A 15,732-nucleotide genomic window follows, 5' to 3' on the forward strand; every position below is an offset into this window, starting at 1 on the left:
TAGACCATTTTGTGTATATAAAACTTTGGTTTTATTTAGTAGTGATTGGCAATTAAACTTGCTAATTGTATAACGAGCAAATTAGCTCAATATTTTTTTTGCAAAACAATATTTTGTTTTGTGTTATTGTGTGTTAATAAAAACTGTCGTAAATTATAAAAAAACAAATTTAAAACTTAGTTTTTTATAATTTGATAGCCTACATACTAATTATTTGATAATTTAATTCTATCCATTGATGTCAGCAACGCAAACTGAAAGATTAAATTTTTCTTCCGTAAAGAACATCCCTGCTTATCCAGATTTGTTGGATATTCAAATAAAGTCTTTCCAGGATTTCTTTCAATTAGAAACGAAATCAGAAGAGAGAGGGAATGAAGGATTGTATAATACCTTCATGGAAAACTTTCCAATCACGGACACTCGTAATCAGTTCGTACTTGAATTTTTAGATTATTTTGTTGATCCTCCACGTTATGATCTACAGGAATGTATTGAGCGAGGATTGACTTATAGTGTACCTTTAAAAGCGCGTTTAAAATTATATTGTACTGATCCCGAGCATGAGGATTTTGAGACTATCGTGCAGGATGTATATTTAGGTACTATACCGTACATGACTCCAAGTGGAACTTTTTGTATAAATGGAGCTGAGCGCGTAGTGGTATCGCAATTACACCGATCACCTGGTGTATTCTTTGGGCAGTCATTTCACGCCAATGGAACCAAGTTATATTCAGCTAGAGTAATTCCATTTAAAGGCTCATGGATTGAATTTGCAACCGATATCAATAGCGTTATGTACGCATATATTGATCGTAAAAAGAAATTACCAGTAACTACTTTATTTCGCGCAATTGGTTTTGAGCGTGATAAAGATATTTTAGAAATTTTCGACCTTGCGGAAGAAATTAAAGTGTCTAAATCTGGTATTAAAAAAGTATTAGGACGTCAATTGGCCGCTCGTGTTTTAAATACGTGGCATGAAGATTTTGTGGATGAAGATACTGGAGAGGTGGTGTCAATTGAGCGTAATGAAATTGTGTTAGACCGTGATACAATTTTAGAAAAAGATCATATTGAAGAAATTTTAGAGAGTGGTGTAAAAACAATACTACTTCATAAAGAAGATAATGAAAAAGGGGATTATGCTATTATTCATAATACGCTTCAAAAAGATCCAACGAATTCTGAAAAAGAAGCCGTAGAGCATATCTACAGACAGCTACGTAATGCAGAACCGCCTGATGAGGAAACTGCACGTGGTATTATCGATAAATTATTCTTTTCTGATCAGCGTTACAATTTAGGTGAAGTTGGTCGTTACCGAATGAATAAAAAATTACAATTGGATATCGCAATGGATAAGCAAGTGCTTACCAAAGAGGATATCATTACCATTGTAAAATATTTAATTGAATTAATTAATTCCAAAGCTGAAATTGATGATATTGATCACTTATCTAACCGTCGTGTACGTACTGTTGGTGAGCAATTGTCGCAACAGTTTGGAGTAGGTTTAGCGCGTATGGCGCGTACCATTCGTGAGCGAATGAATGTTCGTGACAACGAAGTATTTACACCTATTGACTTGATTAATGCTAAAACATTATCATCAGTAATTAATTCGTTTTTTGGAACCAATCAGTTATCTCAGTTTATGGATCAAACCAATCCATTAGCTGAAATTACACACAAACGTCGTTTATCGGCTCTTGGACCTGGTGGTTTATCCCGTGAGCGTGCTGGTTTTGAGGTGCGAGATGTACACTACACGCATTATGGACGTTTATGTCCTATTGAAACTCCTGAAGGACCCAACATTGGATTAATATCTTCACTTTCTGTTTATGCAAAAGTGAACAGCATGGGATTCATTGAAACACCATACCGTAAAGTAACTGATGGACAGGTAGATTTGGAAACTGTGCCAAAATATTTAAGTGCAGAGGAAGAAGAGGGAATGAAAATAGCACAGGCTAATATTCCAATGGATGAAAATGGAACAATTACTACAGAAAAGGTAATCGCTCGTGAAGAGGGAGATTTCCCAGTGGAAGATCCAAAAAATATTCATTATACCGATGTAGCACCAAATCAAATTTCATCTATTTCGGCATCTTTGATTCCGTTTTTGGAGCATGATGATGCTAACCGTGCACTGATGGGATCAAATATGATGCGTCAGGCAGTACCTTTATTACGTGTTGATTCGCCGATTGTTGGAACAGGTCTTGAGCGTCAGGTAGCTTCTGATTCACGTGTATTGATTAATGCAGAAGGCGCTGGTGTTGTAGAGTATGTTGATGCAGAAAAAATTGTGATCAAGTATGATCGTACCGAAGATGAACAACTAGTAAGTTTTGATTCGGATTCAAAATCATATGACCTGATTAAATTCCGTAAAACGAATCAAGGTACAAGCATTAACCTGAAGCCAATTATTAAGGAAGGTGACCGCGTTTCAAAAGGAGAGGTGTTATGCCAAGGATACGCAACTGAAGCAGGTGAACTTGCCTTAGGGCGTAATATGAAAGTGGCGTTTATGCCATGGAAAGGATATAACTTTGAGGATGCGATTGTAATATCTGAAAAAGTAGTTCGCGAAGATATTTTTACATCAATTCATATTGATGAATACTCTTTAGAAGTTAGAGATACAAAACTTGGTAATGAAGAGCTAACAAATGATATTCCTAATGTATCGGAAGAGGCTACCAAAGACTTGGACGAAAATGGAATGATTCGTGTTGGTGCTGAAGTAAAACCTGGGGATATTTTAATTGGAAAAATTACTCCTAAAGGAGAAAGTGATCCAACTCCTGAAGAAAAATTATTAAGGGCTATTTTTGGTGACAAAGCCGGTGATGTTAAAGATGCTTCTTTAAAAGCCTCTCCATCATTACACGGAGTTGTTATTGATAAAAAATTATTTTCTAGAGCTGTAAAAGACAAGCGTAAGCGTGCTCAGGATAAAGAGGATATTTCTAAATTGGAATCTAAGTACGATGTTAAGTTTGAAAGCTTAAAAAATCAACTTATTGACAAGCTTTTTGCTATTGTTGGAGGTAAAACTTCACAAGGAGTTTCTAATGATTTAGGTGAAGAAGTACTTCCTAAAGGTAAAAAATATACCCTTAAAATGTTAAATAGTATTGATGACTATTCGCATTTAACTAAAGGTGTTTGGACTACTGATAAGGAGTTGAATGCTATGGTTGCTGATTTACTTCACAACTATAAAATTAAGGAAAACGACTTACAAGGAAATTTACGTAGAGAGAAATTTACTATTTCGGTAGGAGATGAGTTACCAGCAGGTATTTTAAAACTTGCTAAAATTTACGTAGCCAAAAAGCGTAAGCTTAAAGTAGGGGATAAAATGGCAGGACGCCACGGGAACAAAGGTATTGTTGCGCGTATCGTTCGTCAGGAAGATATGCCATTCTTAGAGGATGGAACTCCTGTTGACATTGTTTTGAATCCATTAGGGGTACCATCACGTATGAATATCGGACAGATTTACGAAACTGTTTTAGGATGGGCAGGTCAAAAATTAGGACAAAAATATGCTACACCAATATTTGATGGAGCATCTTTAGATCAAATTAACGAATTGACTGATAGTGCAGGAATTCCAAGATTTGGACATACACATTTATATGACGGAGGAACAGGAGAACGTTTTGATCAGGCAGCAACTGTAGGAGTAATCTACATGTTAAAACTAGGTCACATGGTGGATGATAAAATGCACGCACGTTCTATTGGACCATACTCATTAATTACACAACAGCCATTAGGAGGTAAAGCTCAGTTTGGAGGTCAGCGTTTTGGTGAAATGGAGGTTTGGGCACTTGAGGCCTACGGAGCTTCAAGTACATTACGTGAGATCTTAACTGTAAAATCTGATGATGTTATTGGTAGAGCAAAAACATACGAAAGTATTGTAAAAGGTGAGCCAATGCCAGAACCAGGAATTCCTGAATCGTTCAATGTATTAATGCATGAATTAAAAGGTCTTGGATTAGACATTCGTTTAGAAGAGTAACCTATTAAAGCGTATAAATGCCGCTCGTAAATTACGAGCGGCTATTTTCACAATATACTAATATTCTTAAGTAGCATATACTATGGCTAGAAATAATGATAAGAATCAAGTAAAGAGGTTTAATAAAATCTCAATCGGTTTAGCATCTCCAGAATCAATTTTGGAGGCTTCGCACGGCGAAGTGCTTAAACCAGAAACTATAAATTACCGTACACACAAACCTGAGCGCGATGGATTGTTTTGTGAGCGTATTTTTGGTCCTGTTAAGGATTACGAATGTGCCTGTGGTAAATATAAGCGTATACGATATAAAGGAATCGTTTGTGACCGTTGTGGAGTAGAGGTTACGGAAAAAAAGGTGCGAAGAGACCGTGTGGGACACATCAATCTTGTTGTGCCTGTTGCGCATATTTGGTATTTCCGTTCATTGCCAAACAAAATAGGTTATTTGTTAGGACTGCCTTCTAAAAAATTGGACATGATTATTTACTACGAACGTTACGTAGTAATTCAACCTGGTATTGCTAAAAATGAAGAAGGTGAGGCTGTTCAAAAAATGGATTTCCTTACGGAAGAAGAGTATTTGAATATTTTAGACAGTCTTCCTCAAGAAAACTTATATTTAGATGATTCAGATTCAGAAAAGTTTATTGCTAAAATGGGGGCTGAATGTTTAATTGAAATATTAAAGCGTATCGATTTAGATGATCTTTCTTATGAATTACGCCATAAGGCCAATAATGAAACATCTAAACAACGTAAGGCTGAAGCGTTAAAGCGTTTACAAGTTGTAGAATCTTTACGAGATGCTAATAAAAATAGAGAGAACAATCCAGAGTGGATGATCATGAAAGTAATTCCGGTGATACCGCCTGAATTACGTCCATTAGTACCTTTGGATGGGGGGCGTTTTGCAACTTCTGATTTAAATGATTTGTACCGAAGAGTAATTATTCGCAACAATCGTTTAAAGCGTTTGGTTGAAATCAAGGCTCCTGAGGTGATTTTGCGAAATGAAAAACGTATGCTTCAGGAATCTGTAGATTCGTTATTTGATAATACGCGTAAATCTTCAGCAGTTAAAACCGAAAGTAATCGACCATTAAAGTCGCTTTCTGACTCGTTAAAAGGTAAGCAAGGACGTTTCCGTCAAAACTTACTTGGGAAACGTGTGGATTATTCAGCACGTTCGGTAATTGTTGTTGGGCCAGAGTTAAAATTATTTGAGTGTGGTTTACCAAAAAATATGGCGGCTGAGTTGTATAAGCCTTTCGTTATCCGAAAGCTTATTGAGCGTGGTATTGTAAAAACGGTTAAATCAGCTAAAAAGATTATAGATCGTAAGGAGCCAGTAGTATGGGATATTTTAGAAAATGTGCTTAAAGGACATCCTGTATTACTAAACCGTGCTCCTACGCTTCACCGCTTGGGTATTCAGGCGTTTCAACCAAAATTGATAGAAGGAAAAGCTATCCAATTACACCCATTAGTATGTACGGCATTCAACGCCGATTTTGATGGGGATCAAATGGCGGTGCACTTGCCATTAGGACCAGAGGCTATTTTAGAGGCTCAGTTACTAATGTTGGCATCGCATAATATATTGAATCCAGCAAATGGTTCTCCGGTAACGGTACCATCTCAGGATATGGTCTTGGGACTGTATTATATGACTAAAGCACGTAAATCAACTCCTGAGTTAAAAATTAAAGGAGAAGGATTAACATTTTATTCTGCGGAAGAAGTTACGATAGCTTATAACGAAAAGAAACTAGATATTAATGCTGTTATCAAAATCCGTACTATGGATTTTAATGACGCAGGTGAATTAGTACCACAAATTATTGAAACCACTACAGGTAGAGTGCTTTTTAATGAAAAAGTGCCAGCAGCAGCAGGTTACATTAATCAGGTATTAACTAAAAAAGCATTACGTGATATTATTGGTGATATTTTAAAGGTAACTTCTGTGCCTGAAACTGCTGATTTCCTTGATGAAATTAAGGGATTAGGTTACGGATTTGCATTTAGAGGGGGGCTTTCATTTAGTTTAGGTGATATTATTATTCCTGCGGAAAAGCAAGGTATGATTGATGCAGCTAATGCTCAGGTTGATGGTATTATAGGAAACTATAATATGGGTCTGATTACAAATAATGAACGATACAATCAAGTTATTGATATATGGACATCAACAAACTCTCAATTAACTGAGTTGTCAATGAAACGTATTAGTGAAGATCAGCAAGGATTTAACTCTGTATATATGATGCTTGATTCAGGAGCACGTGGATCTAAGGAACAAATTCGACAGTTAACTGGTATGCGTGGATTGATGGCGAAACCAAAGAAATCAGCTGATGGAGGTGGAGCAATTATTGAAAATCCAATTATATCAAACTTTAAAGAAGGTCTTTCAATTCTTGAGTACTTTATTTCTACTCACGGTGCTCGTAAAGGACTAGCGGATACGGCATTGAAAACGGCCGATGCAGGATACTTAACGCGTCGTTTGGTAGATGTTTCTCAGGATGTTATCATTAATCAAACGGATTGTGGTACACTTCGTGGAGTTGAAGTAGCAGCTTTGAAAAAGAATGAAGAGATTATTGAATCATTAGGGGCACGTATTTTAGGACGTACCGCATTAAATGATGTGATCAACCCATTGACTCAAGAAGTGTTAGTTGAAGCAGGGGAGGAAATTAATGATGAACAAGTTGAATTAATTTCTGCTGCGCCAATTGAAACTGTAGAGGTGCGTTCAGCATTAACTTGCGAAGCGAAAAAAGGGATTTGTAAAAAATGTTACGGAAGAAACTTAGCTACAAACAAAACGGTACAGTTGGGTGAAGCTGTTGGTGTAGTAGCGGCTCAATCTATTGGTGAGCCGGGTACACAGCTTACTTTACGTACGTTCCACGTGGGTGGTATTGCAGGTAACATTTCAGAAGATAATAGCCTGAAAGCACGTTTTCCTGGTGTTGTTGAAATTGAAGAATTGAAAACAGTCAAGGGCGAAAATAATGAAGGGAATGAGGTGGAAGTAGTAATTTCTCGTACTTCCGAAATAAAAATCATTGATCCTAAAACTAAAATTGTATTAAGTACCAACTTAATACCTTATGGTTCCGAGCTGTTTGTACACTCTGGAGATACAATTTCAAAAGATGATACTATTTGTTCATGGGATCCTTATAATGGTGTAATTATTTCTGAATTTGCAGGAAGAATTAAATATGAAAACATTGAACAGGGAATTACATATCAAGTAGAAATTGATGAGCAAACTGGTTTCCAGGAAAAAGTAATTTCTGAATCAAGAGATAAGAAAAAGATTCCTACCTTAATTATCATGGGTAAAGGGGACGAAGTTTTACGTTCATACAACTTACCAGTTGGAGCACACTTGATGATTGAGGATGGTGACAAGATTAAAGAAGGTAAAATTTTAGTAAAAATACCACGTAAGTCATCTAAAGCAGGTGATATTACAGGGGGTCTACCCCGTGTAACTGAATTATTTGAAGCACGTAATCCATCAAACCCAGCGATTGTTTCGGAAATAGATGGTGTTGTTTCATTTGGTAAAATTAAGCGTGGTAACCGTGAGATTATTGTTGAATCTCGTTTGGGGGATATTAAAAAGTACCTTGTTAAATTGTCAAATCAAATCCTTGTACAAGAGAATGATTTTGTAAGAGCAGGAATGCCATTATCTGATGGTGCAATTTCGCCAGTTGATATTCTTAAAATTAAAGGACCTTCTGCGGTACAGCAGTACTTAGTAAATGAAGTTCAAGAAGTATATCGTTTGCAAGGGGTGAAAATTAATGATAAGCACTTTGAGGTAGTAGTACGTCAAATGATGCGTAAAGTTCAAATTCAAGATCCAGGTGATACTATTTTCCTTGAAAATCAATTAGTACATAAAATAGACTTTATTGAAGAAAATGATGCTATTTTTGGAAAGAAAGTTGTTGAAGAAGCTGGAGAGAGTGAAAACTTGAAAGCTGGACAAATTGTAACACCACGTGAATTGAGGGATGAAAATTCGATCTTACGTCGTGAGGATAAAGAGTTAGTTGTTGCGCGTGATGCTACTCCTGCAACTGCGACACCAATTTTACAGGGTATTACCAGAGCGTCGCTTCAAACAAAGTCATTTATTTCAGCAGCATCCTTCCAGGAAACTACTAAAGTATTGAATGAAGCTGCTGTAAGTGGTAAAGAAGATTACTTAGAAGGATTGAAAGAAAATGTAATTGTTGGTCATAAAATACCTGCGGGAACTGGTATGCGTCACTATGATTCTATAATTGTTGGTTCAAAAGAAGAATTAGAAAAGCGCACCAAAGAGACAGAACAATTAAATTTTAATTAATTAGATAGTACAAAGAATGGCAGAACACAAAAAAGACAATGCGCAAAGCATTAATATAGAAATTGATGAAAAAATTGCTGAGGGTATTTATAGTAATTTAGCAATAATCAATCATTCATTATCGGAGTTTGTTGTCGATTTTATAAATGTGATGCCAGGTAATCCTAAAAGTAAAGTAAAGAGCAGGATAATTTTAACGCCTCAGCATGCGAAACGTTTGGTAAAAGCATTAAATGACAATGTAAAGTGTTTCGAAAATGAACATGGCGAAATTAAAGATTATGATAAAGCTTCCATTCCTTTAAATTTTGGGCCTACTGGTCAAGCATAACTTTTGTCATTAATTTATAAAAAAATCCCTTTGAATATTCAAAGGGATTTTTTTATAAATTAAATATATTAAGAATAGCTATTACATAGTTTTTAATTATACCGTTGTTAAATTTTGTTGTTTTAAAGCCTTATTTTAGCTTGATTCATAATTAATACAAGAATTTGCATAGAATTAATAAATTAAGCTATAACAGTAGCTTAAAATCTAAAATTCAGAAGTAAAATGGAATTTTAAGGTTTTAAACTTGTTTTGTGTCATTTGAAGACTAAAATGTGAATCGGATAAAAATACCAGTTGATTTCTTTTATCTTTGGCTAAAAATTTGCTTTTAACGCGTTTAAATTCTTTAAATTCTTCGCTCTTTTCATCTTCGGGTTCTATCCAGCCAAGCTTTGTGAACGTTTAGGTTTTCATAACTACATTTGGCGCCATATTCGTGTTCTAACCTATATTGAATCACTTCATATTGCAGCGCACCAACCGTTCCAATGACCTTTCTCCCATTTAAATCAAGGGTAAATAACTGAGCCACTCCTTCGTCCATTAACTGGTCAATCCCTTTGGCTAGTTGTTTGGATTTCATAGGGTCGGCATTGTTTATATATCTAAAATGTTCAGGTGAAAAACTAGGGATGCCTTTGTAATTCATTAATTCGCCAGCAGTAAGTGTGTCCCCTATTTTAAAGTTACCAGTATCATGCAAACCAACAATATCACCTGGATATGAAATATCTACAATTTCCTTTTTTTCTGCAAAAAAGGCATTAGGACTAGAGAATTTTAATTTTTTACCTAATCGAGTGTGTAAATAAGGAGTGTTTCGTTCAAAGGTTCCAGAAACAATCTTTATAAAAGCTAAACGATCTCGGTGCTTAGGATCCATATTTGCATGAATTTTAAAAACAAAACCTGTGAATTTTTTTTCCGTAGGAAAAACCTCTCTGATGTCGCTTTCTTTGGGTCTCGGCATAGGAGCTATATCAACAAAACAGTCTAGTAATTCACGTACTCCAAAGTTGTTTAAAGCTGATCCAAAAAATACAGGTTGTAGATCTCCATTTTGATATTCAGTTTTATCAAATTCAGGATAAATACCAGTAGTTAACTCTATTTCTTCACGTAAAGTATTGGCACTTATTTCGCCAACTAATTGATCTAGTTTGTTGCTTTCAAGGTCTTCAATTTCAATGGTATCCAAAATATTTTTCGAGGATTCGTCGCTAAATAAGTTGACATTCTTCTCCCATATATTATAAATTCCTTTAAAATCGTAACCCATGCCAATAGGAAAACTAAGCGGAGTTACTCGTAAACCTAGTTTTTGTTCTACTTCATCAAGTAAATCAAAGGCATCTTTTCCTTCCCTATCCATTTTATTTATAAAAACAATCATCGGAATTTTACGCATTCTACAAACTGATACTAATTTTTCAGTCTGTTCCTCAACTCCTTTAGCGACATCGATAACTACAATAACACTATCAACAGCGGTAAGGGTTCTAAAAGTGTCTTCGGCAAAATCTTTATGCCCAGGAGTATCTAATATGTTTATTTTTATGTCTTTATATTCAAAAGCTAAAACAGAAGTAGCTACGGAAATTCCACGTTGTCTTTCTATTTCCATAAAGTCACTAGTAGCGCCTTTTTTTATTTTATTAGATTTCACAGCGCCTGCTTCTTGTATAGCTCCTCCAAAGAGTAATAGTTTTTCAGTAAGTGTTGTTTTTCCCGCATCAGGGTGAGAAACAATGCCAAAGGTACGTCTTCGTTTAATTTCTTCTTCAAAGGATAATTTCATAAGTTTTTAGTAAAAATATGAAGCAAAATTGGTTGTTAATTAGTTAAAAAACAATTTAATTTAATATTTTTTAAGCATTTAAACGAATATATAGGTTTTTTGTCGAAAAAAAATAGAGTGTTTCATTTTTTTTTATTTAACAATATTTTTTGTATTTACTTTGATAAAAATTAGGTTTTTTACTTTTTTTTAATAAGTGATTGATACACAGCAAATTGAAATTATATGAAGATTTTTACTAGCACAATAAGTAGTTTAAAATTAACATCTACACTTTTTTTAGTATTGTTTTCTGTTTCATTTGGACTTTTGGGTCAAACGGCAGTAGAGTCAATAAGACTTAACAGTATAACTCCAACAAATACAAATTCGTATTCAGTAACTGGAGAAAATGATACAACTCCAGTGCCAAATACGCAAAATTATCAATGGGGACAGGGTGCAGACCTTCAAATTGAAGGAGTAACAGTAGGTGGCGCTTTTTATAGGTCAGACCTTTCTAGAAAAATTAATGCTGTTATTGTTAGGGTTGATAATGCTAATGCCGTAGGAGATTTATGTAGTGTGGTGGCACAGACTATTACAGATGATTATACATTTGCAGGTAGTTTTCCAGGTACAATTGATAATCCTAGTACGCTCATTGATGAGTCAGATCCAGCTAATTGTTCGTTAGTTGAAGCGCTGACAAGCCCTTTTATAAACAGGGGAGCAAATGATTTATTTCGAAATGTTTTTTCAACAGCCAATAATATTGAGCGTGTTGATGTTATTTATGAAAATATAATCACCACAACTTCATCAGATTTAGATAATATTGGTTTTATAGTTAGTGAGAAAGACGCTAATAGTCCGTTAAAAGTTGCGGGAGTAAGAGGGATTTCATCAGCTGGAGTTATTACAGATTATTATCCGCTCCAAAGCATTGTGTCAACTGATTACGGAACTACATTAGATGTCACAGGTGATGGGCCTTCTGATGTCGATGGGGATTTGAGTTTCTCATTAGCTTGGGCCATTGATAGAGATGACGTAACATTACCCAATACAAATCCAACTAACAGGCCTGAAAGAATTGATGGAGGAGTTTCTAAAATAGGAGTATCCTTTATCTCATTGAGAGATTTAGGCTTAACTGTTGGGGATCAGCTTTTGGGAGTTTCATTTTTTGGAAATGATATAACATCGACAAATACATTAACAGATCCAACAACATTTCCACAAGATACTAATGCTGGTGGCGCAGATATTTTGGGTGGTTTAGGAGTGTTGGTAACTAATCAAGCAATTGTTACGGGTCTTGTGTATGAAGATACAAATGCCAATGGGACACAGGATGGAAGTGAAATTGGAATCGGTGGAGTAGGTGTTGTAGTAACAGATTCATCAGGAATTGAATATCTAGCAATTACAGAAAGTGATGGATCATGGTCTACTTTTGTTAACGTACCAGGAGATGTAGATGTAGAAATCTCGTTGTCAGATCCAGCTTTGATAGCTCAGTTAACCAATCCCGCTCAAACAGAAGGCATAAATCCAAGAACAATCACTAATGGTGCGATTTTAGGAAATTCAACTAATGTAGGTAGTGATGGATTTGTGTCTGTTAGTGTGTTGAATGTGACAAGTGATAATACGTTAGAGGGAGAGGCGTTGAGTCATATTGTGACTTTAAATAATAGTGCAACAGTAACTGTTGAAGTTGAATTTTTATTAACGGACGGTACGGCTACATCTCCTTTGGATTATAGTGTCATTCCTGTTTTTACTAATGGGGTAGTTTTAAATGCTACGGGGGATAAGCTAATTATTCCTCCAGGGCTGAGTGAGTTTACTATTTCGTTGACTACCGAATTAGATACTGTTACTGAAGCAGCACATGCATACAGCATTAATGTAGGTGGGCAAATAGCTACTGGTACAATCAATGATAATTTAGATAGTGATCTTGATGGTGTGGCAGATTTTGTGGATTTAGATGATGATAATGATGGAATATTAGATGAGCTAGAGTGTCCTACATTAGGTAGGTTGGAAGATGGAACGCTAATAAGTATTATTGTTAGAGAAGGTTTTGAAACAGCTACTGCAATAAATACTCCAACCCAAACATTAGATAATCCATCTAATAATCATGAAAGTAATTTTGCATTTGCAGCTCCTTTAACAAGAGTGCGTACGCCTGATTTTATTGCTAACGCAAATGCTAGTCCTTGGTATCAATTGGATGAAGGAGATTCTTTTGGAAATATTCAGGCAACAAGTAATAATGTGACATCAACGACTGAGAATGACGGATTAGCCATTGTATATACCGCTGTTGAAATGGCAGCGTTTGGTTTTCAAACGGGAGATTTAATATATATACAGTTTGATTATTCTGAAGGAAGAAATTATAGCACTGATCCTGGGGGTAGGCCTTCAGATGCGGATACAAATATAGCCATTTGGTTTGGAAACAATACTTTCAGTTTTGGGGCTGGTGTTAATGCACCAAATGATAGTGTAGTGCCAGGGGCATGGAGTCCAAGTGGTACTATAGATGATAATACAGCTACTCCTAGGGATGTGATGAATATTAATACATGGGATACCTATGGGGCGTCATTTACGTATACGGGTGGAGATATTCATTTGGCTTTAATGGCAAGAGTAGGGACTATTAATAGCGGTTCTGAAAATTTATATATAGATAATATAATAATTGGTAGTGATAGATTAGGTATTAATGATATTAATGGGGATGCAATACCAAATTGTTTAAGTGTTGATTCTGACAATGACAATTGTAATGATGTTTTAGAATCTGGAGGTGTAGATCCAAATAATGACGGTATTTTAGGAGATTTGCCATTAGTTGTAGATAATTTAGGGAGAGTAACTGGGGCAGCACCAACAACCGGAGGATATAATGGCGTTAATGGAAATGAAATTATTGCTACAGAAGCATCAGTTGTTACGGCTCCCTCAAATGTAAGTGTAGCCCCAGGAGGCAGTGCAAGTTTTGAAATTGTAGTAAACGCTATAAATACGACTACTTTTGCAGGAGGAGTGCCGGATTTTAATGTTCCACCAGGAATTGATTCTTCATCTAATTTAGAATACCAGTGGCAAGAAAATGGAGCGGACCTTTCTAACGGAGGAGTATATTCGGGAGTTGATTTGGCTACTCTTACTATTTCCGATGTTACTGGATTAGATGGCAACATATATACGGTAATTGTAACTCATGCGGATAATGCTTGTTTTTTAGAATCAAGAGATGCTACACTTACTGAGCAAGCAAGCATATCAATAAGTGATGCAGTAAGCTTAGAAGGGAATGATCTGGCTTTTTTAGTAACATTAAGTGAACCAAGTGCAAATGATATTTCGATAGTATACACAACTAATGATGGTACGGCAACATTAGGGAATAATGATTATACAGATAACGATGGTACACTGGTAATCCCAGCGGGAGTAACATTTGGGATTATACCAGTTGTTACAACATTAGACACTGTTAATGAAGCTGATGAAAATATTACATTAAGTTTAGTAAGTACAACCGAGGGAGCTATTATTGATAGTGAGGCATTAGGAGTGATTACTGATAATACAGATGTTGATAATGATGGGGTAGCAGATATTGTGGATGTAGATGATGATAATGATGGGATTTTAGATACTATTGAATTGGGAGCAGGTTGTTCTTCTGCGGATAATGTTTTGGATTGGGAACAAGTGCCAACTATATCTAATTCGTTTACTCAATTGGCTAATGGAGTTAATTTTACAATAACCACTAGCAATAATAGAGCAGGAAACCCAAGAACACTTTCTGTTGAGCCTGCCCGTGAAATAAAAGGGGATGTATCTGGCGATCAAGTTGTTTTTGAATCTAGAATAGATAATGTATTTAATGGTGCCAATGCCAGCACTGTTGTAAATATTGATATAGCTATGGATGTTCCTGTAGCTAATATTAATTTTTCTATTGGAGATTTGGATGTTTCAGATTACATTATTATTTCAGGTCAAGATATTGAAGGACGAGCTATTTTTCCAGTTGCGTCTTCTGTTTTAGGTGTAACTCCAACATGGGTTTTTTATGATACGGCTTCTGTAAACAATCCTTTTCCAGGAGAAAGAGTGTATACAGGTGGCGGATTGAATAATGTAGCTTCTGATTCTACAGTTAACTTCGACTTTGGACAACAATTAATTCAAAGTATTACCATAAGAACTGGATTTTTAGATTTAGATGGGTTTTATGATGTTCCAGATACTGATGTAAGATTAAGCGGACTTCCGCAGGTAGGATCTGTAATTTATATTGGTGATATATTCTTTTGTACGCCAACAGATACTGATGGAGATAATTTACCAAATACTATTGATTTAGATTCTGATAATGACACATGTAATGATGTTGTGGAATCTGGAGGTGTTGATGCAAATAACGACGGAGTTCTTGATGGAGATGGATTTAATAATCAAGGACAAGTTACCACTGCGGATGTTATTTTAGCTACTAGTTATAATGGAGCAACCGGAAACGAAATCATAGCAACACAAACAAGTGTTTCTACTGCACCATCAAATGTAAGTGTGGATGCAGGTGATGCAGCAAGTTTTAGTGTTGTGGCTGAAGCTATAAATACAACAACATTTGCAGCGGGAGTACCTAATTATACAATTCCACCTGCTGTTGATGCTTCTTCTGGATTACAATATCAGTGGCAAGAAAACGGAGGAGATCTTTCTAATACAGGAGTATATAGTGGAACGAATACAGCCACTTTAAGTATTTCTGATGTTACGGGTTTAAATGGGAATACCTATACAGTAATTATTACGCATGCAAATAATGTTTGTTTTAGAGAAACAAGAGATGCAGATTTAGATGTTAATGATGCTCCGGTAGGAAGTCCAGATGCGATCACGGTAGCCGAAGGCGGAACACAAACAGTATTGGATAGTGGAGCAACGACTTTACAAGCGAATGATACGGATTCCGAAGATGGTACACCAACAGGCGATGTAGTTATAGCTACTAATCCAACCAACGGAACGGTAACGGTAAATACCGACGGAACCTTTAGTTATGTACACGATGGTAGTGACACCACCACAGATAGTTTTACCTATACAGTAACAGATAGTGATGGTAGCACAAGTGC

At 35.8% G+C, this 15,732-nt stretch carries 4 protein-coding genes and 1 pseudogene; 4 read left to right on the top strand and 1 reads right to left on the bottom strand.

All coding sequences use genetic code 11. From position 1 onward, the window contains the following. Nucleotides 1–238 precede the first annotated feature (238 nt). The 3 genes from rpoB to GMC_RS0117075 all read left to right on the top strand — a co-directional run bounded on the left by rpoB (nt 239) and on the right by GMC_RS0117075 (nt 8,766). A complete protein-coding gene (gene rpoB, locus GMC_RS0117065; protein ID WP_010523296.1) occupies nt 239–4,051 on the top strand; it encodes a DNA-directed RNA polymerase subunit beta in 3,813 nt (1,270 codons plus the stop codon). A gap of 82 nt (nt 4,052–4,133) precedes the next feature. Next, on the top strand, nt 4,134–8,435 hold the full coding sequence (rpoC, locus tag GMC_RS0117070; RefSeq protein WP_010523297.1) for a DNA-directed RNA polymerase subunit beta': 4,302 nt from the start codon (nt 4,134–4,136) through the stop codon (nt 8,433–8,435). A gap of 16 nt (nt 8,436–8,451) precedes the next feature. After that, nucleotides 8,452–8,766: a DUF3467 domain-containing protein gene (locus GMC_RS0117075; RefSeq protein ID WP_010523298.1), complete on the top strand. Its 315-nt coding sequence runs from the start codon at nt 8,452–8,454 to the stop codon at nt 8,764–8,766. A gap of 207 nt (nt 8,767–8,973) precedes the next feature. Here GMC_RS0117075 and GMC_RS20225 read toward each other — a convergent pair. Further along, nucleotides 8,974–10,567: pseudogene (locus GMC_RS20225) on the bottom strand (peptide chain release factor 3). Between the two features lie 225 nt (nt 10,568–10,792). Here GMC_RS20225 and GMC_RS20230 point away from each other — a divergent pair. Then, nucleotides 10,793–15,732, top strand: a 4,940-nt coding sequence (locus GMC_RS20230) for a beta strand repeat-containing protein (protein WP_010523300.1), incomplete at its 3' end; no start/stop codon positions are given.

This window comes from Aquimarina agarivorans (assembly GCF_000218485.1).
GTDB lineage: Bacteria > Bacteroidota > Bacteroidia > Flavobacteriales > Flavobacteriaceae > Aquimarina > Aquimarina agarivorans.

What these genes read in the sequence shown, in the direction of transcription:
- rpoB (WP_010523296.1), top strand. Translation starts at nt 239, where the DNA reads ATGTCAGCAACGCAAACTGAAAGATTAAATTTTTCTTCCGTAAAGAAC.
- GMC_RS0117075 (WP_010523298.1), top strand. Translation starts at nt 8,452, where the DNA reads ATGGCAGAACACAAAAAAGACAATGCGCAAAGCATTAATATAGAAATT.
- rpoC (WP_010523297.1), top strand. Translation starts at nt 4,134, where the DNA reads ATGGCTAGAAATAATGATAAGAATCAAGTAAAGAGGTTTAATAAAATC.